The organism is Sunxiuqinia sp. (assembly GCF_055140945.1).
In genome coordinates, this window is sequence record NZ_JBSQYS010000007.1 from 76,702 (window position 1) to 99,842 (window position 23,141).

General features: G+C 41.9%; 21 protein-coding genes and 1 riboswitch. Of the genes, 14 read left to right on the forward strand and 7 right to left on the reverse strand.

The genetic code is table 11. From position 1 onward, the window contains the following. Positions 1 to 4: 4 nt before the first annotated feature. The 8 genes from ACTB00_RS04595 (at position 5) to cobC (ending at position 8,240) form a co-directional block, all read left to right on the forward strand. Positions 5 to 1,192 carry a hypothetical protein gene (locus ACTB00_RS04595; protein ID WP_463298768.1) on the forward strand — a complete coding sequence of 396 codons (1,188 nt, stop codon included), beginning with the start codon at positions 5 to 7 and terminating at the stop codon, positions 1,190 to 1,192. A gap of 37 nt (positions 1,193 to 1,229) precedes the next feature. Next, positions 1,230 to 1,431, forward strand: a riboswitch (cobalamin riboswitch). 86 nt (positions 1,432 to 1,517) lie between these two features. Next, positions 1,518 to 3,443: a TonB-dependent receptor gene (locus ACTB00_RS04600; protein WP_463298769.1), complete on the forward strand. Its 1,926-nt coding sequence runs from the start codon at positions 1,518 to 1,520 to the stop codon at positions 3,441 to 3,443. Positions 3,444 to 3,457: 14 nt separating this feature from the next. Continuing rightward, positions 3,458 to 4,531, forward strand: a complete 1,074-nt coding sequence (locus ACTB00_RS04605; protein ID WP_463298770.1) for a DUF5074 domain-containing protein — start codon at positions 3,458 to 3,460, stop codon at positions 4,529 to 4,531. 214 nt (positions 4,532 to 4,745) lie between these two features. Continuing rightward, on the forward strand, positions 4,746 to 5,150 hold the full coding sequence (locus ACTB00_RS04610) for a DUF4430 domain-containing protein (protein WP_463298771.1): 405 nt from the start codon (positions 4,746 to 4,748) through the stop codon (positions 5,148 to 5,150). Positions 5,151 to 5,224: 74 nt separating this feature from the next. Then, on the forward strand, positions 5,225 to 5,737 hold the full coding sequence (gene cobU / locus ACTB00_RS04615) for a bifunctional adenosylcobinamide kinase/adenosylcobinamide-phosphate guanylyltransferase (RefSeq protein WP_463298772.1): 513 nt from the start codon (positions 5,225 to 5,227) through the stop codon (positions 5,735 to 5,737). 87 nt (positions 5,738 to 5,824) lie between these two features. After that, on the forward strand, positions 5,825 to 6,859 hold the full coding sequence (gene cobT, locus ACTB00_RS04620) for a nicotinate-nucleotide--dimethylbenzimidazole phosphoribosyltransferase (RefSeq protein WP_463298773.1): 1,035 nt from the start codon (positions 5,825 to 5,827) through the stop codon (positions 6,857 to 6,859). 98 nt (positions 6,860 to 6,957) lie between these two features. Then, positions 6,958 to 7,710: an adenosylcobinamide-GDP ribazoletransferase gene (locus tag ACTB00_RS04625; RefSeq protein WP_463298774.1), complete on the forward strand. Its 753-nt coding sequence runs from the start codon at positions 6,958 to 6,960 to the stop codon at positions 7,708 to 7,710. Continuing rightward, entirely contained in the window at positions 7,707 to 8,240 is a 534-nt protein-coding gene (cobC, locus tag ACTB00_RS04630) for an alpha-ribazole phosphatase (protein WP_463298775.1), read from the forward strand. Before ACTB00_RS04625 ends, cobC begins: the two co-directional genes overlap by 4 nt. Positions 8,241 to 8,285: 45 nt before the next feature. Here the strand turns inward: cobC and ACTB00_RS04635 are convergent, their stop codons facing one another. Beyond that, positions 8,286 to 8,750: a helix-turn-helix domain-containing protein gene (locus ACTB00_RS04635; protein WP_463298776.1), complete on the reverse strand. Its 465-nt coding sequence runs from the start codon at positions 8,748 to 8,750 to the stop codon at positions 8,286 to 8,288. Between the two features lie 252 nt (positions 8,751 to 9,002). Between ACTB00_RS04635 and cobT (ACTB00_RS04640) the strand changes: the two genes are divergently transcribed. From cobT (ACTB00_RS04640) to cbiB, 3 genes are all read left to right on the forward strand, one after another. Continuing rightward, positions 9,003 to 10,094 carry a nicotinate-nucleotide--dimethylbenzimidazole phosphoribosyltransferase gene (gene cobT, locus ACTB00_RS04640; protein WP_463298777.1) on the forward strand — a complete coding sequence of 364 codons (1,092 nt, stop codon included), beginning with the start codon at positions 9,003 to 9,005 and terminating at the stop codon, positions 10,092 to 10,094. Between the two features lie 69 nt (positions 10,095 to 10,163). After that, positions 10,164 to 11,654 (forward strand): cobyric acid synthase, encoded by a 1,491-nt coding sequence (locus ACTB00_RS04645; protein ID WP_463298778.1) that lies wholly within the window; start codon positions 10,164 to 10,166, stop codon positions 11,652 to 11,654. Between the two features lie 99 nt (positions 11,655 to 11,753). Next, a complete protein-coding gene (cbiB, locus tag ACTB00_RS04650) occupies positions 11,754 to 12,689 on the forward strand; it encodes an adenosylcobinamide-phosphate synthase CbiB (RefSeq protein WP_463298779.1) in 936 nt (311 codons plus the stop codon). Here cbiB and ACTB00_RS04655 read toward each other — a convergent pair. The 4 genes from ACTB00_RS04655 to ACTB00_RS04670 all read right to left on the reverse strand — a co-directional run bounded on the left by ACTB00_RS04655 (position 12,679) and on the right by ACTB00_RS04670 (position 18,113). After that, entirely contained in the window at positions 12,679 to 15,156 is a 2,478-nt protein-coding gene (locus ACTB00_RS04655; RefSeq protein WP_463298780.1) for a S8 family peptidase, read from the reverse strand. The genes cbiB and ACTB00_RS04655 overlap by 11 nt on opposite strands. Further along, the gene (locus tag ACTB00_RS04660; RefSeq protein ID WP_463298781.1) at positions 15,157 to 16,116 is read right to left on the reverse strand and encodes an AAA family ATPase; all 960 of its coding nucleotides are present in this window, start codon (positions 16,114 to 16,116) and stop codon (positions 15,157 to 15,159) included. 103 nt (positions 16,117 to 16,219) lie between these two features. Next, positions 16,220 to 17,107: a 3'(2'),5'-bisphosphate nucleotidase CysQ family protein gene (locus ACTB00_RS04665; protein ID WP_463298782.1), complete on the reverse strand. Its 888-nt coding sequence runs from the start codon at positions 17,105 to 17,107 to the stop codon at positions 16,220 to 16,222. Positions 17,108 to 17,117: 10 nt separating this feature from the next. Further along, complete coding sequence (locus tag ACTB00_RS04670; protein ID WP_463298783.1) at positions 17,118 to 18,113, reverse strand: oxidoreductase family protein; 996 nt, start codon at positions 18,111 to 18,113, stop codon at positions 17,118 to 17,120. A gap of 138 nt (positions 18,114 to 18,251) precedes the next feature. Between ACTB00_RS04670 and ACTB00_RS04675 the strand changes: the two genes are divergently transcribed. From ACTB00_RS04675 to ACTB00_RS04685, 3 genes are all read left to right on the forward strand, one after another. Beyond that, positions 18,252 to 18,899 carry an HAD hydrolase-like protein gene (locus tag ACTB00_RS04675; protein WP_463298784.1) on the forward strand — a complete coding sequence of 216 codons (648 nt, stop codon included), beginning with the start codon at positions 18,252 to 18,254 and terminating at the stop codon, positions 18,897 to 18,899. A 216-nt stretch (positions 18,900 to 19,115) separates the two neighbouring features. Further along, positions 19,116 to 19,778, forward strand: coding sequence for a hypothetical protein (locus ACTB00_RS04680; protein ID WP_463298785.1), 663 nt, complete (start codon positions 19,116 to 19,118; stop codon positions 19,776 to 19,778). Positions 19,779 to 19,788: 10 nt separating this feature from the next. Continuing rightward, positions 19,789 to 20,541 carry a hypothetical protein gene (locus ACTB00_RS04685; protein WP_463298786.1) on the forward strand — a complete coding sequence of 251 codons (753 nt, stop codon included), beginning with the start codon at positions 19,789 to 19,791 and terminating at the stop codon, positions 20,539 to 20,541. A 96-nt stretch (positions 20,542 to 20,637) separates the two neighbouring features. On the opposite strand, the gene pheS is transcribed toward ACTB00_RS04685, so the two are convergent. Together pheS and ACTB00_RS04695 are read right to left on the reverse strand one after the other, a co-directional pair. Then, complete coding sequence (gene pheS, locus ACTB00_RS04690; protein ID WP_463298787.1) at positions 20,638 to 21,657, reverse strand: phenylalanine--tRNA ligase subunit alpha; 1,020 nt, start codon at positions 21,655 to 21,657, stop codon at positions 20,638 to 20,640. 81 nt (positions 21,658 to 21,738) lie between these two features. Further along, positions 21,739 to 23,076: a peptidylprolyl isomerase gene (locus ACTB00_RS04695; RefSeq protein ID WP_463298788.1), complete on the reverse strand. Its 1,338-nt coding sequence runs from the start codon at positions 23,074 to 23,076 to the stop codon at positions 21,739 to 21,741. Between the last annotated feature and the right edge of the window lie 65 nt (positions 23,077 to 23,141).

Here is a 23,141-nt window from a genome sequence, read left to right on the forward strand (position 1 = left end):
GTGTATGCGATTATTTTTATTTTCTTTCCTATTAACTTCACTGACATCGGTGAATACCTATGCGATACCAAATGTGAAAGCTGAGCAAGAAGAAGGAGATACGACATTAGTCAACCAGTTTTTTGGGTTGTTTGACGCCGAAGAAGGTGCCGATATCCCCGAAGCTCAGCGATCGAAACGCAAACAGGTAGATGAGTTGTTAAAGGTACTTACGAAGCGGGATGGTCAGCTTCAGTTCAACGGAGTGGCAACCGCTAGTTTTCAAGTAGAACCGCAGTCGCATGCGAATTACCAGGCCGTTGGTTCGTTTGACATTTTTGCGTTCACAAGCTTTGGGCAACATACGATTTTGTTTTTCGATCTCGAAGCCATCGGTGGTGATGGGCCGGATCAATTAATTCCGAATTTAAGCGGATTAAATGCTGATGCGGGATCAACACAAAGTTCGGAAGGGATCGACCAATTGGTGGTGCTGGAAGCCTGGGCCGAGTTTCGGGCATTGAAAGACATATTTACAATCAATGTTGGAAAAATTGATGTGACGAACTACTTCGACAATAACCTACATGCTAACGACGAAACATCTCAATTCTTAAGTGGCGCATTTGTCAACAGCGCTGCCTTGCCTGCCCCAATAAATGCTCCGGGTATTCGTTTCCGAACTTCGTTTGTCAATCGCTTTTACCTACAATTAGCCTTGAGTAGCCTGGATAATTCGGGTGACGATTTGATGCGTGATCATTTTAAGATTGCAGAGACCGGCTTCAAGCTTTTTCCACAAACAGGCTGGGAAGCCAATTTTCGGTTTTATGGTTTCGAACATCCGGCAGCAGGCCATAGCCGAGGATTTGGGCTCTCTTTTGATGAACTGATTGCAGGCCGGTTTACGGTCTTTGGGCGCTATGCAAAAAACGAAAAAAGACTTTCCGATTGGTTTGGCATTGAACAGGCCTGGAGTGCCGGAGTTGGGTTTAAACAGTTATTCCTGAATCGTGAGTTTAAAGTTGGTTTAGCTTTTGGAGAAACCAAACCATTTGCACAGGAAGAACAGGAAAAATTAGCCGAATTGTACATCAGCAACCAGTTTAATCAGTGGGTTTTTATTTCGCCTCATTTGCAATGGATTGATCCCTTATTTGCAGATCAGGATGAACATTTATTGGCCGGACTGCGAATTAATTTTAGCTATTGATTTTTTCAAATTGCCTTTTCCCAACCAAAATTATTTCTACATTTGTCACGGATTTGGTTCCAACGATCGTTCCGCGATCAGGATCAAAATGGGAATCCGGTTAGAATCCGGAGCTGTACCCGCAGCTGTAAGCCTTAATAACGCTTTCTGAAACTCCAGCCACTATCTCGTTTATCGGGGTGGGAAGGCCTCAGAAAGTAAGGTGAGCCAGAAGACCTGCCAAAATCTGTTTTGAGTATTAACAAAAGCTTCGGGAAAAAAGCTAGTGAATAATAATCGCATATTTTTCACAATCTTATCCTAAGCTCATTCTACTAAATTAGAAATGAGAAGGTTTATTTTATCAGGGCTATTGGCTCTTAGTGTGTGTGGTGTGTTTGCGCAACATCAAAGTATCTCCGATACTATTTTGCTGGAGGAAGTGAATTCATATGCACCTTTCAGAAAGTATCAGGCAGGAACTAAGGTTGAAACGATCTCAACCGAACAGTTGGAAATTGCCCAGGCAGCAGGGCTCGATCAGCTACTGATGCGTTTTAGCCCAATTTATCTCAAATCCAATGCGGGAGGTTTATCGACTATTCGCATTCGTGGAACTGCTCCCGATCATACTTCCGTGAACTTCGGGGGAATTAATATCAATTCGCTTACTTTAGGGCAAACCAATATGTCGTCGGTTCCAATCTATCTGTTTGATGGTGTTGACTTGCAATATGGTTCTTCTTCGGCAGTGAATGGATCGGGTTCTATTGGAGGAGCCTTATATCTTGGCCTAAAAAACAACTGGACCAATGGAGGACGGATAAAAGTAACAGTAGCCGCAGGATCATTTGGCGAACAGCTGTACGGTACTAAAGTGTATCTCGGAAATGGCAAGTTTGAGTCAGTTTCGCGAGCTTATTATTTCAAAAGGAAGAATGATTTTCCGTTTACAAATCCAGATGATAACAAACGTTATACCCAGCGTGGGGCAGTGATTGAAAACATGGGAGTGATTCAAGAATTGAATTATCGCTTTAGTGAAAAAGAGTGGCTGAAATCTGCCCTTTGGATGGAGCACGACTGGCATCAGGTTCAGTTGGTTATGGGGCAGGTTAACACTGCAAGCCCGAGTACCTTGGATAATAAACACATTCGATTCTGGTCCGAGTACGAAAATCGCAAACAGATAATAAATTACAAAGCCGGTATTGGCTATGTCTACGACAATCAAGTTTCGGGCGGTGCTAAAAATCAAAAGATAGCGACTAATCGGCTGATTGCTGAACTAGAAGCGAACAAAGATTTTAGTCAAAAGGCAGGATATAAATTGGGACTTAAGTATAAATACATTAAACCTGATGTCTATTCTTATTCATCGGATGTGATCGACAAGGAGCAGCACGTCGATTTATACTTAATGGGTTTTTACTCGGTTTGGAATAAGCTAAAGTTTACACTCAATCTTCGACAACAGTTTGTTACCAATTTTGAAGCCCCATTTACCCCCGCTATTGGAGCCGAATATCGGTTATTTGTCTATGAATTTTCAGTTTTTAAATTGAATGGAAATATTGCTCGTAGTTACCGGGTTCCAACTTTTAATGACCGGTTTTGGGGAACCCAGGGAAATCCAGACTTGAATCCTGAAGACGGAATTAACTATGAAGCAGGTCTGCAATATCTATATTGTTCCGATGACTTTCAAACCGATGTGAAACTGAATGGATTTTACATGGATGTGAACGATTGGATCGAATGGCGCCCGGGAACCATTGATTGGGAAGCTGAAAATCGTTCTCGAGTTATTAGCAAAGGAATTGAGTTTCAGTCGAACAGCGATATTTTCTTGAATAAAACTTCATTCAATTTTAGGATAAACTACAGTTTTAATCCAACAACTGTTAAAGAAGACCTGATTGCCACGTTGGTAGATCAACAGCTGATTTATGTGCCTAAACATACTGGAAATGTGTACCTAATGGGTAAACATGGAAAGTGGTCAGCTTTTGCCGATGCCTCCTATACCGGAGAGCGTTTGGCTGATCATAGTGGAAGTGCCAGATTTCCAGATGGAACTGTATTGGATGACTATGTACTTATAAATATGGGGTTTGGTTATAAAATGAATGTGCTGGATGAGGTTTTTCAATTGAGTTTTGCAGTCAATAATCTATTGAATAAAAACTATCAGAATCAATTATATTATGCCATGCCTGGGCGAAACTTCCGTTTTACGCTTTCAACAGATTTAAATTTCAATAAAAACTAAATAATAAATGCATCATGAAAAAATTGTTTAAACTTTTACCATTTCTGCTCGCAGCAGCGACTCTTTTAGTCTCTTGTAACGATGACGACGACATTGATCAGGATTTAAGCAGTGAGACGAAAGGCGCTTATATTCTTAATTATGGAGGTTATGAGGCCGGAACTTCATCCATCACCAAATATGACTATGATACAGATGAGCTTACAGAGTTCTATTTCCAGAATCAAAATGGTTTTTCTAAGATCAATTCTGCTCCGCAGTATGCCTATCATTACGAAGGGCATATTTACTTTATGAATAACTCCCCGGATAATATTTTAGTGACCGATGAATTGTTCGTTGCTCAGGATACGATTACTGCCGACATTGTAAAACCCCGGAACTGTGTAGGATATGGCGATTACCTTTATGTTGCATGTTGGGGTGGCGATGTGTGGACAGATATTTCAATTTCGTATATCGCAAAGATTAATCTTAAAACAAATACTGTTGAAAAAAAGATTGCATTACCGGGTGGTTCTGAAAGTGTTCAGATCGCAAATGGAAAGTTATATGCAGCATTGGGCTACAAGCACGCTGTTGCAGTAATGGATCTTTCAACAGAGGAAATTAGCTACATCACAACAACCGAAAATTGTTCCTACCTCCTGAAAGATAAAAACGATAATTTGTATGTATCGTTGGTTAGCTATGAATCAGGTGATGGTACTGGCTTGGCATATATTAATACGACTACAGATGAAATCACATTTTATCCCCTGAAAAACGTGAGCAGTGCTTATGCATCAGTATTTGCTTTGAGCAAGGATGAATCGGAAATATATGTGATTGCTTCAGTCGGTTATCCTGCAGTAGGAGGAGTTAAAGTTTTTGATACCGAATCTAAAGAGTTTGAAGAGGAACCTTTTGTTGATGGTATTACAGGAATTAATGGTGTTTCGGTCAATCCTGTTGACGGTAAAATTTACTTATTCATAAGTAATGGTGCTACTACAGATGGCGAAATGAAAATTTATTCGGCAGAAGGCGTTGAAGAAACAGTAAAGCCCCTTGGTGCAGCACCAGCTTGGGCACTTTTCCTAGATTGATTTCATATATGTGAAACTAGTTAAGAAAATCAGATAGTTTTTTAGTGAGAGGTAGCCGGTTATTCGGTGTACCTCTTGCTTTATTTAGAACAAATCCCAATTTCAACTAATTATTGGCCTTATGAAACGAGCATGGAAGAGTCTTTCCACAAAAAGGAGGATGATTATAAGCGAGTTCCATATGATACCTTTAAAAACAAACAATTATAACCCTATGAAAAATATTTATATCAGTTTAGTTCTGGTATTTTTAGTCAGTTTAGCTTCGGCAAAGCCAACAATAGGAGGCGCGAAAACCAAGCAAGTAACCGTCGAAATTAACTTTGGAGAAGTAAAGGATGCCAAATCGGTTACTATTGATTGCGACAAGAAGCTGACAGCATTGGAAGCTTTACAACTGGCGGCTGATGTGGAAACTCATCCGGTAGGCAACTATGTTTTTGTAACAGCGATTGATGAGGTGGTTTCAACGCGAGGAAAGATGGCTTGGTATTACAAGATCAATGGCGAAAGCTCAACAAAACTGGCGATCAGTCAATCCGTAAAAGCAGGCGATGTTATTATCTGGCGCTATGTGAAAGATGTTTGCTCGTGTACGGTTGACGGCAAAGAAAAGTAAACAGTCACAGTTCCAGTTGGCAGTAAATGAACTCAAAACCTGGAACTCAAAACCCGAAACTCAAAACTAATCGTATGGCAAGCATTACATTTATAACAGGAGGAGCCCGGTCGGGGAAAAGCAGTTTTGCACAACGATTGGCTGAGCAGCAGTCGGATAATCCCGTTTACCTGGCAACTGCTCGTATTTGGGATGAAGATTTTGCACAACGCGTGAAACGCCACCAGGATGATCGCGATGATCGATGGCAAACCGTGGAGGAAGAGAAAGAGCTTTCGAAGCACGATTTCACAGGACAAACCGTGTTGATGGATTGTGTGACCCTTTGGCTCACCAACTTTTTTCATGATAACGACTATAAAATTGATGGTGCTCTTGAAGCAGCCAAAGCTGAGTGGGAGCGATTTGCCAAACAGGATATGAACTTGATTGTGGTCAGTAACGAGCTGGGAATGGGTGTTCACCCCGAAAATGAACTGGCCCGTAAATTTGCTGATTTGCAAGGCTGGATGAACCAGTTTATCGCTCAGCAAGCCGATACGGTTTTCCTGATGGTTTCCGGTATCGAAGTGAAGATAAAAGGATAGCAGTTTCTGGTTTCGGGTTCAACGTTTCAAATTGAGCAGACTCCAACGACAGTAGAACGACCAATAATAACGATAAACAACGATAAAATGACTTCATTAAAAGACCAACTTCAACACAAGATCGACTTAAAAACCAAACCACTGGGAGCACTCGGGCAGCTGGAGGAAATTGCTCTTCAGCTCGGTATGATTCAAAATACTTTGTCGCCCAAACTCGAAAATCCGAGCCTGATTGTTTTTGCGGCTGACCATGGTATTGCTGATGCGGGAGTGAGTCCGTACCCGAAAGAGGTGACCTGGCAAATGGTCATGAATTTTTGTGGTAATGGTGCTTCCATCAATGTATTTTGCAAGCAAAACGGGATCGGCCTTAAAGTTGTTGATGCGGGGGTCGACTATGTTTTTCCGTCAGATCTTCCGATTATCAATGCGAAGGTGGCTCGCGGCACAAAAAATATGCTGAATGAACCGGCCATGACTGCCGACGAATGCCAGCTGGCGATGCAGCGAGGGGCCGAACTTGTGCAAAAGGAAGCCGAGTCGGGTTGCAATACCATTGGCTTTGGCGAAATGGGCATTGGAAATACCTCATCCTCGTCGCTGTTAATGCATCGTTTTTTAAACCTGCCTATTGAGGCGTGCACTGGCAAAGGTGCCGGCATGGTGGGAGAGCGATTGGACTATAAAACATCGGTATTAAAAGAAGTTTCAGAAAAATACGATCCACAAACGCCTGAAAAGACATTAGCGACTTTTGGAGGACTGGAAATTGCTATGATGGTTGGCGCCATTTTGGAAGCCCGGAAACTGAATATGGTGATTCTGATTGATGGCTTTATTGCAACAGCAGCCACCTTGACTGCTATTCAGTTTGACGAATCGGTGCGCGATAATTGCATCTTCTGCCATGCATCCGAAGAAAAAGGACACCAACTGATGTTGAACCATTTGCAAGCGAAACCGGTGTTGAGTCTGGGCATGCGACTGGGTGAAGGATCGGGAGCAGCCGTGGCCTACCCTGTAATTAAAGCAGCGGCCACTTTTTTAAACGAAATGGCTAGCTTTGAAGAAGCCGGAGTTTCGAATAAGGAAGAAGAAAGTACCGAAGTTTCACGTTCATAAGTACATCAGTTTTACAAAAACTGAAACAAGCTCAGGATGGTGATTGGCGATTATAGTTTTGCTATCCTGGTTCATGGTTCTAATATCTTGGCTCTATTATGATGAATCAAATCAACTTATTTTTAACAGCACTGATGTTTTACACCCGTATTCCGGTTCCGCGTTCGCTGGCTTTTTCCAATGAGCGCTTGAATCGATCTACCCGCTATTTCACCTTTATTGGATGGATTGTTGGCGGTATTGGTGCAGCGGTTTTTTATGGGTTGAATTATATACTGACGGTTGAGGTGGCTGTTTTTTTAAGTATGCTGGCTACTGTTTTTGCTACCGGATCTTTTCACGAAGATGGCTTTGCCGACTTTTGCGATGGTTTTGGCGGCGGCTACACCCGCGAAAAGATTTTCACCATCATGAAAGATAGCCGCATTGGAACCTACGGAACAGTGGGACTAATTGGCATGTTGGGAACTAGATTCCTTGCTTTACAAGCGTTGCCGGCGTTGTTTATTCCACTGGTTCTGGTAGCGGGACATGCATTTAGCCGAACCATGCCGGTGATCATCATTTTTACAAGCTGGTACTCACGCGAAGACGAATTGAGCAAAACCAAACCGATTGGAAAGAAGAGTAAAAACTCAGATCTGATTGTTGCATTAATTCTCGGTTTGTTGCCAGCTGCTTTCCTGCCGTGGCAATTGATGGCTGCTGCTTTGCCAATAGCACTTTTCATCACCTTTCTGTTTAAAAAATACATCGAACGAAAAATTGGTGGTTACACGGGAGATTGTTTGGGCGCTTTGCAACAAATTATTGAGGTGGTGTTTTACCTGACTTTACTGGGTGTATCATGAAACTTTATTGTATTCGACATACGAAAGTAGATGTGCCCGCTGGTATTTGTTATGGGCAAAGCGATGTTGGACTGGCCGAAAGTTATCCCACGGAGCGAATCGCGGTTTTACAACAGATTCCATCGGTTATTTTTGATCGGGTTTATAGCAGTCCATTATCGCGATGCCGAACGCTTGCTCACGATTTATTCCCGGAGTATGAAATCACCTACGACGACCGACTTCGCGAACTTCATTTTGGCAATTGGGAGTTGCAACATTGGGATGATATCAGCCAAACTGATGAGGCGAAAGCCTGGTTCGACGATTTTGTGCAGGTGCGATGCCCCGGAGGAGAGTCTTTTATGGATCAGATCGAACGAACGCAATCATTTTTGAATGATCTGAAAGCAAAATCAGTTGATCAGGTTCTGGTGGTCAGTCATGGAGGAATTTTGCGATCGCTGGATTGCCTGCTATGCGGGACCGAGCCGCTGGATGCTTTCCGGAAAAAGCTCGCTTATGGTGACCTGGTTCAATTCAACCTTTAATTCAATAGGATGGTATTGACTGGTTTATTTCATCATCATCTTCGGTTAAAAATGATAGCGTCGTTTGTGGTGGCGCTGCTTGATGCTGCGATACTCGTAGGGTTGCATGTGTTGGTAAGCCTGAAAAAACTGCGAAAAACTGCTTGGCGAGAAACCGAGGATACGTCCGATTTCCTTGAACGGGAGTTTGGTCTGGGCCAGCAAATCGCAGGCAACCAGGCGCAAATACTCGGTGATCCAATCGTGCACGCTCAGTCCAGACATGCAGCGGATGGCTCCATCGAAATGGCGTACATCGGCTCCCATGAGCCTGGCATAGAAAGATACCCGGCGCTTACCATAGTGGCGAACCTGCCTGGCAAACAGGTCCATGTAGCTGTTGCCGCTCGGAAGATTATCAAGCGTCACAGTAGAAAAACGGTTGCTTTGCTCGGTGTCGATTGCTGCGAGGCCGCCGTAAACGGTCTGAGGCGTAATGGGAGGGTACTGAACAGGTTCCATGAGAATCATCTTGAGGTGTTTACCCGTCAAGTTAACATTTTATTTAATGAAATTCAATATATTTATAAAATCTATTCCGTTTTATTTAATGAAAATGCCCAAAGTATTAAAATCTAATGCGTGAGTTTTAATTAAAGTGCGCAAAGTGCTAAAATCTAACGTGCTGGTTTTAATGAAAATAGTGTAGTTCCTAAAATGTTTTTCATAAGATTTTAGGAAAATATATAAATTAATTAAATCTGAATCCTTTGAAACGATCACATGAGTCAAAAAGATCATATACGACACAACCCAAATGACATCCCCGGGCTTGACTGGGGGCTTCGAAAACAAATTCAGGATAAGCTGGACAATAAAGCAAAGCCTGTCGGATCACTCGGGAAGCTGGAATCACTGGCGATGCGGGTCGCGATGATTCAACGGACGCTCACTCCTGCCTTAACCAATCCGGTCATGCTAACAGTAGCCGCTGATCATGGCATTACGGCAGAAGGAGTGAGTGCCTGCCCGGTGGAAATCACCTGGCAGCAGGTACTCAATTTTTTGAACGGAGGAGGAGGTATTGGTCTTTTCTCGCGCTTGTATGGATTGGATCTTTGGGTGGTTGATGCCGGTGTAAATTTCGATTTCCCGGATCATCCTAAATTGATAAACGCAAAGGTCTCTAAGGGCTCCAATAACTTTTTGTACGAACCGGCAATGAGCATGGAGCAGTGCATGAAAGCCTTTAACAACGGATGCCATATTGTGGCTGATTTTCACGAGCAGGGAACAAACATCATCGGATTTGGAGAAATGGGCATTGGCAACACAACGCCGGCTTCGGCTCTCATGTCGATTCTTTGTGGTATTCCGGTTGCCGAATGTGTTGGTCCGGGTGCCGGTCTTGATGGTGAAGGTGTTTCGCACAAAACACGAGTTATTGAGCAGGCGATAAGCAAACAAGGAATTTCCGGTTCTGCGTTCGATATTCTTGCCCGGTATGGAGGTTACGAAATCGCCACAATTGCCGGAGGAATGATGGAAGCTGCTGCACGGCGTATGGTTATTTTAGTTGATGGATTTATTACGACATCGGCTATGTTGGTGGCGCAAGCCATGAACAAGCGAGTACTCGACTATAGCATCTTTTGTCATGTTTCGAATGAACAGGGACACCGAAAAATGCTGGAGTATTTGCAGGTTGATCCGTTACTGAGTTTCGATTTGCGCTTAGGTGAAGGAACCGGAGCAGCCATGGCTTATCCGATGTTGCAAGGAGCAGTGGCAGTCCTTTCGGAGATGACTTCATTTGACGAGGCGCAGGTGATCAACACCAGCCACATTCGGATGGAGATACCAGCGAATGACTGATTTTTTTAATGGACAAATAGATAGCCGGTTGAAAGTGCTTTTGAACTTTAAAAATGGAAACAATTCAATATGAATAATAATAACCAAAACCCGAAACTCAAACCCATCCTGTTTGTCGGAACCGGGTCTGATGTGGGAAAGTCGGTCATCAATGCTGCCTTTTGTCGAATTTTCAAGCAGGATGGTTATTCGCCGGCACCTTTTAAGGCGCAGAACATGTCGCTGAATTCTTTTGCCAGCGAAGAAGGGTTGGAGCTGGGGAGAGCACAGGCTGTACAGGCTGAAGCTTGCGGCATTCCCTGTGTTAGTGCCATGAATCCGATTCTGTTGAAACCAACGAGCCATAAAAGTGCCCAGATTGTGTTAAATGGCAAACCCATGGGAGATCAATCGGCCAGAGAGTATTTCCTGAATACTGATCGCGATTTTCTTTTTGCTGAAGCGATGAAAGCCTGGCGTTCCTTGGATGAAAAGTACAATCCCATTGTAATGGAGGGAGCCGGAAGCATTTCCGAAGTGAACCTCTGGGACAAAGATATTACCAATATGCGGGTGGCGCTGGAAACCGGCTCGCCAACGATCCTGATTGCCGATATCGACCGGGGTGGAGTGTTTGGAAGCGTGTATGGCACAATCAAATTGTTGCCCGAAGCTGAACGAAAACTCATCAAAGGCATTCTCATCAATAAATTTCGTGGCGATATCAGCTTATTTGAAGAAGGACGAAAAACGCTGGAGGAGTTAACCGGAATACCTGTTGTTGGCGTAGTTCCGTATTTCACCGATATTCATATTGAACAGGAAGACAGCGTGGTGATCGATTATAAACGGGGAAGCACTGAAGTCGGTAAAATTAATGTGGCGGTAGTGTTGCTGCGGCACATGAGCAATTTTACCGATTTCAATATGTTGGAGCGGATGCCTGATATCAACCTGTATTATTCAGCCAACCCATTGGAAATTGCAAAAGCCGATGTTGTGCTGGTTCCGGGGTCTAAGAATACCATTTCAGACTTAGTGCATTTGCGCGAAAGAGGACTGGCCAAAGCCATTCTGCAAGCTTCGGAAGCAGGAAAGGGAGTTTATGGCATTTGCGGAGGTTACCAAATTATGGGGGAAGAAATTCGAGATCCTGACGGTGTTGAGGGTGATATTGATGTTATGGCTGGCTTAGGCTTGCTTCCGGTTGTCACTACCTTGAGCAAAGAGAAACGGACGGTACAAACCAGGTTTCATTTTGCCAATCGAAGTGAAATTTGCTCGGGCTATGAGATTCATATGGGAAAAACCAAGCTGATGAATGCAAAGGCTCTTTGCGAATTGGAAGACGGAACTAAGGATGGTTGTCGGGTTTCGCCTAAACTTTGGGGTACATATTTGCATGGCATATTGGATAATAAGGCGGTAGTAGAAGAAATATTGCAAGCCAACAAATTGCAGGCTGATGTTGCTGAGTTTGATTATGAAGCTTTCAAGGAAGAGCAATACAATAAGCTGGCCGATCACCTGCGAGCTTGTGTGGATATGGAGTATGTGTATTCGGTGATGAAAGAAAAATAAACAGGAAAGATGAAAGTCATTCCGAACTTGTTTGGGAATCTGTCAGCGATTTGAAGCAGATTCTGAAATAAGCTCAGGATGATAAGATAGCTCAACATTATGGATAATTTCAACCTCATCATATTACCACTTTTAATTGGGTTTGTACTCGATTGTGTTTTGGGCGATCCTCGCTGGCTGCCTCATCCAATCCGGTTGTTTGGGTTGATGATCGCGCAGCTTGATCATGCATTTAACCGGGGCAGACGTCGCAAGTTAAAAGGTGTGCTGGTTGCTGGGGGTTTGGTTGGTTTTACCTGGTTTATTTTCTATTTGTTGTTCACGCAATTGGAGCTTCATCCGCACGTTTACATCGTTTGGGCAAGTATTGGTGTATTATACGGGCTGGCTAATCGTAGCTTGATTTACGAATCGTGGTTGGTCATGCAGGCATTACAAAGTGAAGGAGTCGAAGCCGGACGTAAACAACTCTCTTTTATTGTTGGCCGTGACACCTCTAAGCTCGATGAGCAGCAAATTCGCACTGCTGTGTTGGAAACGATGGCCGAAAACCTAAGCGATGGTGTGATTGCCCCGCTGTTCTATTATGCAATTGGAGGTATTCCGGCACTTTTTGCCTTTAAAATGGCCAGCACCCTCGACTCGATGATTGCATACAAAGATGCCCGCTATAAAAACTTTGGTTGGTTTGCTGCCCGCCTCGATGATCTGCTGAATCTAATTCCAGCCCGCTTAACTGCTTTATTGATGGTGGTGGTTAGCTTGAGTTGGAGCGGAGTGCAACACATCTTTCGCTACGGGCATCAGCATGCCAGCCCCAATGCCGGATATCCCGAAGCAGCGCTGGCCGGCATCCTGAAATGCCGGTTCGGTGGACCAAACGTTTATCATGGTAAATTGGTTGATAAACCCAATATCGGTGATCATGAGAAAACAATTACTATCCGCGATTTTTGGTTTGCAGCCTATGTGAATACAAGCTCTGCTGTGGTGATGGTCGGGGGGATTATTGTATTATATGAGCTTATACTTTGATTGATATCATTGTTTCAACAGGAGTGTAAATATCTATTTGAGTCGAATCAGTATGTAAGGATACTACTAGCGAATACCTGCACTCTTTCTCCATGCATTTTTCACTTTTTCGGGTTTTCCACCAACCTCCCACCGGATAGACAACTATGTTATTACAATCAGCCAATTCAACTCCAGACAGATTTATTGAGTCCGACTGTACGGTTCCTTTACTTCTGAAAGTAGGGCCAATTTTCCATCTTTCTCCAATACCACTATATTCTGGTTTATCCTTTTCTCCTTCTCTGGCTTGTTTGTTTATACGCTTTTTAAAGCTATCAATATTAACTGCTTCTTCTGGTGAGTTTAAGTCAAATCGTAATCCGTGAGATGAATAAGTATAACGATTTTGAGTTTGTAATTCTCCTGGTGATGGCTCTATGAAATAGGAAAGCGTTATCTTGAGCGTGACTAGCTGTTCACCTAATTCATACAATGCTTCGCGGGGCCATGGTAATTCATAAAAATGCATTTCATTTGTGCTTCCGTCTTTATTGAACGGTTGTATCGATTCTTGAGCTATTAGTGTTAGGTAGTTTGTCGCACAAGATGAAGCTTTATCTAAATCAGGAACTCCATAACCTGCTATTCTTAATAATTTACCAATATCTCCCTTTTTCTTCAAATCAATCCGAAATTGCTCTGTTAGTTGTGGAGTCCATTCCGCGGAATGAACCAATAAAGCGCGAATTGTTTCTGGCCAAGCACTTGGTAGTAAGCATTGAATTTGCGCGGCAATCCAGGAAGCTTCGGCAGTCGCTGCGCTAGTAGCATCAAATAATTCAAACTGTTTTACAATCGGTTTCGATGAAATCGTTAGTATAGAGAGATCATCGGATGAATCTATGTTATTGTCTGGAGACTTTAGAAGATTACCTCCCTCTAAAATAATATCTGGTTTGTTCGGCCAGCGTTTTGTATCCCATTTTAAGGAGGTTGTGCTGTGAGGTGAAAGCTCACCGTGTTGTGCGAAGGGGATGTATTCTTGATATTTAGGATCAGAGATTCTAGTCTTTTCAGTAAATGCGCCTATTGTTAATGCATTCCATGATTGTGCTGGATTTTGGATTGGCAACTTGCAGTTGACATTTGGATAATCCAGTAATTCCATCTTACTTTCTGAAATTAGATTGGATGTATTGCCGGCGCTTATGAGAAATAAGCGTTGAGTACCATTCTCATCTCCAAAGGCCAACTTGTCTATTTCTGCTGACCAAGAAGATGGGCGACCATAATCTGTTTCGTAACTTGTAGTTACAGCTAGGCAATATTGCAGATTACGATCAGGTATCTTAATTTCACACTTGCTAACAGTTTGATTTGTAATGTCGCCGTATAATATCTTATTGTTATCTGGAAAATTTGAAGGAGGAAGAATTTTTCCTGAAAATAATCTGTGATTAATAGTAATTGTATCTCTTGATTCTATCGCTTTCTGAAGATCTCCGAATAGGCTTACTCCAGCCATTTGAGTACCATGTCCCTTTTGGTCTGAGGGACTCCATTCCGGATGATAGGTTTCTCTTTCATTGTCAGAGCAAATGTTTTGAAGTAAACGATGTCCGTTATTGATACCACTATCTAGAATGCAAATACTTACTCCTTTATCGTCATAAGATATTCGCGTTAAAAGCTCATCAACTGCATCTTTTTGCTCATAATTGGGCATTGATGACCAGAATGAAACGGGTTCTTTAGTCAAGCGAAGCTCGGCAAGATTGTCGCTCTGAGCAAACAACTCCTGCAATTGCTCTTGATTAGCTCGGATAACGATAACTGAACGCTCTGGAAAGTCTAAACGTTCTTGATTTATCTCGATACCAATATTTCGGCATATTTCATGCGTCGTTCTAACTATCTCATCTGCTTTTTCGTCTTCAATACGGAGCCAAAGCTCACACCATACTTGTGTTTCCTTTGGGAAGTCTTCGATTGGATCTTGCCATAGATTTTCCAGCAGGGCGAGGTTTATGTCTTCAATGCTAGCAACTAGATTTCTGTTTTTAGGCTGTTCATTTTTATCCTTTTCAGGATTAGAATATTCACTAATCTTTTCTAAAAGTTTTTGTTCTTCTCCAGATGGAATATAGATGATTGCTTGTGTTTCATCAACATCATTTTTAGAAACAGTTATTAAACGGATCCCATTTTTACTTCTTCTGTTTTCTAGGCTATTGGCAATAAGTTCATATCCCGCTTGTCCGCTGATTTTAAGATAGCAGCCGTTACGTGATGGTAACGCCTGAGCTTGACGATTTTGGCGGAATGCAGCTAGTTTTGTCTGTGCTTCATCAAATCTTGTATTTAAATATTTCGCATGTGCAATTCTATTGCGAGTTGGGAGTTTTGTGCCACCGCCGCCTCCTTGCGTTGTTGTAAAAGATTCTGATTGAGCAATGTTGTTTAGGAATAGGATTGGTTTGTCCATTTAGAGTTGTTTTGAGTGGATGTGATGGCGATCCTGAATCATTGCAAGAAGTGTTTTTTTATTAACGACTGATTGATCTTTCAAGATGGCATCTTTAATTGCATCAATGCAGCCAAGGCTGATTTCAGCATGACTCAATCCTTCAATTTCGTTAGAAATTGATTCCGGACTGATTGAACCAATAAAAGAGCCTAAAAGATTTTTTAATAAAAGAATTACTTCTGTTTTATCAGGATTTCTAAAATAAATCACATCATCAAAACGCCGAAACAATGCTGGATCCAATACTGAAAGATTATTGGTTGCTGCAATAATCAAACTTTCAGAAAAATCATTCTCTATGAATTGAAGAAAAGCATTTAACACACGTCGCATTTCACCTACTTCATTTTCGTTTCCCCGTTCAGCTCCAATGGCGTCAAATTCATCAAAGAGGTAAATACCATTCCGTTCTTTAATCGCGTCAAAAATTAGTCGAAGCTTAGCACCGGTTTCCCCCATGTATTTGGTAACCATTTTATCCATTGAAACAATGAAAAGGGGTAATTTCATTTCACTTGCTAATACCGATGTGGTCATTGTTTTACCAGTTCCGGGAGATCCCGCAAGTAATATTTTTCTTCGATGAGAAAGACCAAACTTTTGAAGCTTGTGTCTTTGTTTGTATTCAGTAAGTATTCTCTGGAGTCTATTCTCAATGTTTTGTGATACAACCAATTCATTAAGCTTCTTATTCGGGATTGATTCAATAATCAAACCTTGCAGATCTTTTTGAAATGGGTTAAGTTTGAACGTCTTTGGTTTTGATTGATCAACTACACGTTTAATTTCTTCAGCAACATTTGTTCTTCCTGAACGCGCTTCATGTGCAGCAATTTGTAACGCAATGGTTGCAAAACGTTCATCACTCCCACTAAAATGAGAATTTATCAATGATTTTATTTGTTCTGCGGTTGCCATTTGGTTGGAAAATATACAACAAATATACTCTTTCTTGTATGAATTTAATAAAATATTGTGAGAGACAAATTTAGTCAATTGCTCGTTTGTTTCTCAAAGTTGTTTATTCCTTCTTCAATTTCTTTCCGACCTCAATAATTTCTTTTGCTAATTCCTCATTGGATGCGTACAAAATTCCCTCATGGTTCATAAAGGTTGAATCCTTGCGATTTAAATCCAGTGGTTCGCCGTACATGTTGCTGGCCCAAGCTCCGGCTTCAGAATAAATACATGCACTGGCTGCATAATCCCACAGGCTGCCGCCACCTTGTTTCTTTTTTGGGTACTTGAAATAGCAGGCAGGAGCCTTTTCCAGCACCCAGCATGCGTTAAGCGCTGCGCCTCCTTTAAACTGTGTTTCGAATCCGTTATAGCCCAAATCCTTACTAATTGCTTTAAGCTCCGAAATTGATTCGTTAAACAAGGGATGATCCTGAAAACTGGAGTCGCTGACAAGATAAAGCGGAGCGTCTGCAGCTGGTTGTACAGTCCATTTGCGTCCATTACGAAAAGCTCCCTGACCTTTTACAGCCTTATAAAGGATCTTTTCCAGTGGATCAAAAATAACGCCAATAACCGGCTCTCCGGATTTTGACACCAAGCCAATGGAAACCGCATAGCCATGTTGTTGATTAATGAAAGCCAGTGTGCCATCGATGGGATCGATACACCAAAAGTAGTTTTTCTCAAAGCGCTCATGGTTGTCGGGGCTTTCTTCTCCCAGCGTGCCCAGATCGAATAGTTTCGAGTATTTGTCCAGCATTTCAAGAATAAGCTCCTGCGCCATTAGGTCGACCTCGGTAACCACTTGCGATGCCAGGCTATCGGCACCTCCTTTGTTTTCAACGTTCAACTTTTTTGAGCTGTATGACGAAATTAACTCTCCGGCTTTTAAGGCTGCCGAAGTTGCTGCTTCACCCAATGCGGCTAAATCCTGATCTGATAATTGCATGCGTTTTCTTTTAGTTCTGTAACTGATTAACAACTTTGCGAGCCAGACGTTCGCTGTAACTATTAATTTTCCAATGACCAGGACTCCAGCCTTTCAGAAAGCGGTGAAAGTCGGTCCAGGCAATGGGAAACATTTCCCGCCAATTGGCTTCCAACGCATTGAAATCAATTTCTTTTTGCTGTTTGTTCAAGGCCTGTTTGAGTGCTTCGAAGTATAGGTTCAACAATTGGTCCTCCATTTTCTCGCAGTCGTCTTCATATAAACAACTGCCAATAAAATAGGCGACATCTTTCATGCCGCAACCACCCCCAACGTACTGAAAATCGACAGCTGAAACCTGATTTCCGTTCGATGAGAAGCAGAAATTAGCCAACTTCGCATCGCCATGAACGAAGGTTTGGAAAGGACTTTCCTGTAGTTTCTGATCGATCTTTTTGGCTGCGTGTTTAAGGGGTAAGTCGGTCAATACTTGCAACTCATCGGGTCGGGTATTCAAATGCCAGTAAGTCCCAACAGGCCATAAGCCGGTCGGCTTTTCACCCATAAAAGTGGCGTGAAAATTTGCAAGCCATTCCAGACAAGCTTTAATTTCCTCCCAGTTTACGGCTGTTCTTCTTTCCGAAAAACCAGTAGCATCCAGATCTTCCAACACCATCAATACTTCGTCGCCTTGGGTTTCAATAGCCAGACATTTCGGAATGCGGCAGGAGTCATCACACAAATGGCTCCAATTCTGATACCAGGCAGTTTCAACCTGATAGGAATGCAGTTTTCGCTGATGAGACAAATCGGTGTTCCAGCCTCGTGGATGTTTTCCTGATTCAGGAAAACGGACGTGTTTTACGACGACTGAAGAATATTTAGAGCCTTTCAGGTTGAAGCGGATAATACTTCCGTAGCCACTCCACAAGCTTTGAATTTGTTCCAATTCAAAAAAATCGCGCGAGCCGGTAGCTATTTTTATCGCTTTCAGGAACTGGTCATTCATGTTAAATCTCTCTTCCATTGATTCGCGAAGATAATTAAACATCAGCTTGAACTATGCAGCGATTGGCCGTTGCGAGCGAACTTAATTTTTTAGTAACTATTATATGTCGCTTTGGGATAGAAAATGTCGTTATTTTGCGCACTAAATACAGAGACTATGACCACGTTCACTCACCTTATTTTCGACCTTGACGGAACACTGATTAACTCCAAAATTGGATTACATAATTCGCTGAACTACATGCTTGAACAAATGAACATTGATTTGGATAGCGTGGGAATTATTGATCAGTTAATTGGTCCACCTATTCAGGATGGACTTAAAAAGGCACTTGGGTTTGATGATAAACAAGTTGAGCTGGGCGTGAAGCTTTTTCGCGAGTACTACAGTCAGCAAGGTTTATACGAAGGGGAACTGTATCCGGGCGTGTTGGAATTGCTGGAAGAATTGTTCCAACAGGGCAAACAGCTTTATGTGGCGACTTCGAAAAGGGATGAGTTTGCCCATGAAGTTTTGCGGAGCTTCGAGCTGGATCGTTACCTGATAGATGTGCAGGGTGCCGGTGATGGAGGACGACATACCAAGGCCGAATTAATTACCACATTGATGGATCGGAATCAGATCCTCTCATCGGGGCAGGTCGTGATGATTGGAGATACCAAATTCGATCTAATTGGTGGACAAGCCAATGAAATAAGCACCATTGCTGTTGGCTATGGTTTCGGAAATAGCGAGGAACTTCAAGATTTAAACCCCACTTACTTTGTTGAGGAAGTGGAGGACTTGTATGAGTTGTTGGTGTGAAAAATGTAATTGTTTGCCCTGAACTTGTTGCAGGTTCAGGGTAGAACGTACCTTTCCTTGGCAGACAAAGATCCCGAAACAAGTTTGGGATGACTTTCTATTTTGAATGTTGTAATTATGGTGATTTTCAGTTTACTATAAAATAAATTGAAAAAAGTCCATTTTCAGTTTTCAGAGGTAAAAGTGAATCCCTATTTTTATCAGAAACTATGTAAAATGGATCGACTAAAGTTATCTTCAGGACTAATTGCTTTCGGAGGGGAAAAGGGCATTGGCAAAACACGTTTCGCTCTTAAGCTGGGAAATCATCTTGCACGAGCAGAAAAGGTATTGTTCTTAAGTTATCAGGATTACAGCGAAAAGCTGATCACAGATATTCGTGAAATGGATGGTTTTATCAGCGACAATCTGGAAGTCAATACTTCAATGGACTACTATGGAGTTGGTAGCTTTCTAGAAATTATCAAATACGTTGAAGCGGGTGATTTTAGAACGGTGATAATAGATGACCTATTTAGTTTTAACAGAGATCAATTTTATGAATTTGATGACCATGGGAGAGATGCAGCTGTTGATGCTTTACTTTATCTAGTCACTCAACTAAAAATTCGACTTGTCTTTAATATTGATATCCATTCATCTCATCAAAATCATACTCCAAGGATCAGGGATTTCAACTGGTCGAGAAAAATAGTTAACAATTGCTCTCAAATTCTGGCGCTTTATCGACCAGCACATTTTGGAATTACTGAAGATGAAAATGGGAATTCTCTGGAGGATCTGATAGAGATTTATGATCTTAAAAATGAAGAGAACAGAGAGAATTTAATTCAATTAGATAGTAAAAAACTAAATATTTTATACTCACGAACCTATTAAACCCTATAACATGTATTCAAAAGAATTTAAAGGATTATTGGAAAAGTCTGTTGATGATGGTCAGTATGTTGGATTAGGAAATCCTAATTCAAAAATATTATTCATTGGAAAAGAAGCTGGGATTGAAAATCATAATAAAAGAGAAATGGAATCTTTTTCTGACAATGCAAAAATTTGGTTAGGAAATAGCGATCTTTATTCTAAGCCTTTTTGTCCGGAAAGGGATTCTTCTTTAAGAAACTATAGACACACATGGCAGAAATATCAAAAATTACACGATTTCATTTTTGAGCGAGAAAGTCCTGAAAGTTATTGTATTAATTTTGTAGAAAATATTTTTACCACGGAATTGAGCAACCTTCCCTATCCAAATACAAATGGAGCAAAACAGCAAAACAAGTTTAGAGAAGAGTTGCAAAAAAGAAAAAATGGATTCTTCGAAAATAAATATTTCAAAGATCAGTTCTCAATCGTTGTCATTTTAGCATTGGACGGACACTATATTTCAAATTATGGAGAAGGGGAGACAAGAGAGATTGATAATATATTTGAAGTGGAATTTTTTAAACAAGTTGAATGTAGCAGTTCGAAAGATAAATTTTGGCTGCATCATGCAAAAGACAAGAATAAGCCTAGATTATTAATTCATTCTAGACAATTGACAAACGGGGCTTCAATTGAATTGTTAGAGACAATTGCTGAAGAGATAAAAACTTTCAGTAAAAAACAATCTATTGATTTAATGCCGTTTAATAGTTATTGATAATTTGGTTCTGAGTCCTGTTGATAGACGCTTATCTTTTCCTGCTTTATAGCCATCCCGAACAAGTTCGGGATAACTTTTCAAAGGTCGCTGCGACTAATACGCTGAGTCAAACTGCCTCAAGAAGCGCACATCATTTTCAAAGAAGTGGCGAATATCTTTGATACCGTATTTTAGCATGGTCATGCGTTCGATTCCCATTCCGAAAGCAAAGCCGGTGTATTTTTTCGAGTCGATTCCACACAAGTCGAGTACATTGGGGTCGACCATTCCACATCCCAAAATCTCCAACCATCCGGTATATTTACAAACGTTACAACCTTTTCCACCACAAATTGAGCAGCTGACATCCATTTCGGCTGATGGCTCGGTGAATGGGAAATAGGATGGGCGCAGTCGAATTTCAGTTTGCTCACCAAACAGCTCGCGCGAGAAATAAAGTAAGGTTTGTTTCAGGTCGGCAAACGAAACATTTTCATCAACATATAAACCTTCAACCTGATGGAAAATACAATGTGCACGAGCCGAAATGGCTTCGTTACGAAACACTCGTCCCGGGAAAATTGCCCGAATGGGCGGTTGTGTTTTTTCCATCACCCGAGCCTGCACGCTCGATGTGTGTGTGCGCAACAGCACATCCGGATCTTTCTGAATAAAGAAGGTATCCTGCATGTCGCGCGCCGGATGCTCCGGTGGAAAGTTCAGGGCCGAAAACACATGCCAATCGTCTTCAATTTCAGGGCCTTCGGCAACTGTAAAACCGAGTCGTCCGAATATTTCAATAATCTCATTACGAACAATGGCCAGTGGGTGGCGTGTTCCCAATCGCATGGGCTCGCCCGGCATACTTAAATCGGTACCGCCAGCTCCCAGGTCAGCATTTTCAAAGCTTTCCTTCAGCTCATTGATTTTATTTAGAGCATTGTTCTTTAGTTCGTTGATGGCTTGTCCAACAGCTTTTTTCTGTTCGGCAGGTACCGTTTTAAAGTCAGCAAACAATTGGCTTACCAATCCTTTTTTACTGATGTATTTGATACGAAGTTCTTCTACTTCTTCTTTTGTTGAAGCTTTTAGTGCTTCAATCTCTTCCTGTAACTGCTTAATTTTGTTTAACATCTTCTTATGCTGTTGAAATGGATCGACAAAGATAATCAAACGATATGAAATCGTAAACCTGCTGCCAAGAAATACGGGGAGTTAGTCCAGAATGGTAATTTTTTTAACGCGTATATCTTTTAGCGGGCGGAAATCATCGTCAGTTTTTACTTTTACAATTTGGTCGGCTACATCCATTCCACTGACTACTTGTCCGAAAATTGTGTAAGTTCCATCGAGATGAGGAGCACCGCCTTCAATTTTGTATGCCCGGCGTTGCTCGGCAGTAAAATGATGTCCGGTTTCCTTTTCAATGTCATCCAGTTCCGAGTCGGAATAAACGCGTCCGGTAACAATATAATATTGAGAGCCGTCCGACCGGCGTTTGCTGTTCTTTCTATCAGGCTTTCGGGGAGAGCCGATCATTCCCCGTTTATGGAAATATTTCGGAACCACATGGGCCGGCAGGCTGTATCCTGGTCCCTTCCATCCTACTACATCGTCAGGTCCGGCATAGCGGGTGTCTGCAGCACCGCTCTGAATACCAAAGCTTTTGATTACCCGATGAACCAACAAACTGTCGTAATAATTTTCGCGCACCAGCCTGATAAAGTTATCGCGATAGGCCGGAGTTTCATTAAAAAGTTTGATCTGAATATTGCCATAGTCTGTTTCAATGAGTAAGCCTTTAATTTTGCTATTGGCCTGGCTCACCAGCTTGCTGGTTTTTGTTTGCAGATTGACTAACTTTTTCGGCGTTGCAACCTTCTTTTTCAGTAAATCGGAAATGTATATTGAAGGAATGACCATGTTTTGATTTTCATAGGTCACCACCTCGGAAAAGCCCAATCCAATACTTTGGTAGTTTGAAACAAAAACAGGCGTACCGTTTGATTTAGATCGAAACTGGTTATCAACCCGATATAATTTTGATCCGGAAATCGTGGTGTATTCCAGCACCTTACCCTTGTGTAACGGCAATGTATTGTTTTGAGGTTTGGTTAAGTAGATGCTTTTGGCCGTATTGGGAGCCACATCGGGATAAAGAGAAATGGGCTTGCGTTGAATCCCTTCAGCTCTTAATAAAACCAGGTTGTTGATCCGGTCAACCGCGACATAACCAGCAATCGCATACGTTTTATCTTCATCGAAAGGAGTTATTTTTGCTTCCGTAGCATTTTCCAGGAAGGAAAGCCGGCAAACAATGGTTTGGGAGTCGACAAAGAATGCGGTTTCGCTTTCCAGAAAACGTCCGCTGTCAAAGCTTTCAATTTTTACGATTGAAGGGATGAACTGTAAAAAGGATTGGTCGTCATTCGTATCTGCGGATTCGGTTTTTTCAGCATTTGGTTGATCTGCTTTTTTTTGTGTTGAAGACGAGCAGCCAGCCAGTTGCAGTCCAATCCAAACAACAATTGATATTTGTGTTAGTCGTTTCATCTAATTATAATCGTTTGCTTTTTATAGCTGTCATACGGAACGCGCGCACAGTCATCCTCCTTTGT

Excerpts from the sequence above, each read along its gene's own strand:
- ACTB00_RS04595 (WP_463298768.1), top strand. The coding sequence starts at position 5 with ATGCGATTATTTTTATTTTCTTTCCTATTAACTTCACTGACATCGGTG.
- ACTB00_RS04600 (WP_463298769.1), top strand. The coding sequence starts at position 1,518 with ATGAGAAGGTTTATTTTATCAGGGCTATTGGCTCTTAGTGTGTGTGGT.
- ACTB00_RS04605 (WP_463298770.1), top strand. The coding sequence starts at position 3,458 with ATGAAAAAATTGTTTAAACTTTTACCATTTCTGCTCGCAGCAGCGACT.
- ACTB00_RS04610 (WP_463298771.1), top strand. The coding sequence starts at position 4,746 with ATGAAAAATATTTATATCAGTTTAGTTCTGGTATTTTTAGTCAGTTTA.
- cobU (WP_463298772.1), top strand. The coding sequence starts at position 5,225 with ATGGCAAGCATTACATTTATAACAGGAGGAGCCCGGTCGGGGAAAAGC.
- cobT (WP_463298773.1), top strand. The coding sequence starts at position 5,825 with ATGACTTCATTAAAAGACCAACTTCAACACAAGATCGACTTAAAAACC.
- ACTB00_RS04625 (WP_463298774.1), top strand. The coding sequence starts at position 6,958 with ATGATGAATCAAATCAACTTATTTTTAACAGCACTGATGTTTTACACC.
- cobC (WP_463298775.1), top strand. The coding sequence starts at position 7,707 with ATGAAACTTTATTGTATTCGACATACGAAAGTAGATGTGCCCGCTGGT.
- ACTB00_RS04635 (WP_463298776.1), bottom strand. The coding sequence starts at position 8,750 with ATGATTCTCATGGAACCTGTTCAGTACCCTCCCATTACGCCTCAGACC.
- cobT (WP_463298777.1), top strand. The coding sequence starts at position 9,003 with ATGAGTCAAAAAGATCATATACGACACAACCCAAATGACATCCCCGGG.
- ACTB00_RS04645 (WP_463298778.1), top strand. The coding sequence starts at position 10,164 with ATGAATAATAATAACCAAAACCCGAAACTCAAACCCATCCTGTTTGTC.
- cbiB (WP_463298779.1), top strand. The coding sequence starts at position 11,754 with ATGGATAATTTCAACCTCATCATATTACCACTTTTAATTGGGTTTGTA.
- ACTB00_RS04655 (WP_463298780.1), bottom strand. The coding sequence starts at position 15,156 with ATGGACAAACCAATCCTATTCCTAAACAACATTGCTCAATCAGAATCT.
- ACTB00_RS04660 (WP_463298781.1), bottom strand. The coding sequence starts at position 16,116 with ATGGCAACCGCAGAACAAATAAAATCATTGATAAATTCTCATTTTAGT.
- ACTB00_RS04665 (WP_463298782.1), bottom strand. The coding sequence starts at position 17,107 with ATGCAATTATCAGATCAGGATTTAGCCGCATTGGGTGAAGCAGCAACT.
- ACTB00_RS04670 (WP_463298783.1), bottom strand. The coding sequence starts at position 18,113 with ATGGAAGAGAGATTTAACATGAATGACCAGTTCCTGAAAGCGATAAAA.
- ACTB00_RS04675 (WP_463298784.1), top strand. The coding sequence starts at position 18,252 with ATGACCACGTTCACTCACCTTATTTTCGACCTTGACGGAACACTGATT.
- ACTB00_RS04680 (WP_463298785.1), top strand. The coding sequence starts at position 19,116 with ATGGATCGACTAAAGTTATCTTCAGGACTAATTGCTTTCGGAGGGGAA.
- ACTB00_RS04685 (WP_463298786.1), top strand. The coding sequence starts at position 19,789 with ATGTATTCAAAAGAATTTAAAGGATTATTGGAAAAGTCTGTTGATGAT.
- pheS (WP_463298787.1), bottom strand. The coding sequence starts at position 21,657 with ATGTTAAACAAAATTAAGCAGTTACAGGAAGAGATTGAAGCACTAAAA.
- ACTB00_RS04695 (WP_463298788.1), bottom strand. The coding sequence starts at position 23,076 with ATGAAACGACTAACACAAATATCAATTGTTGTTTGGATTGGACTGCAA.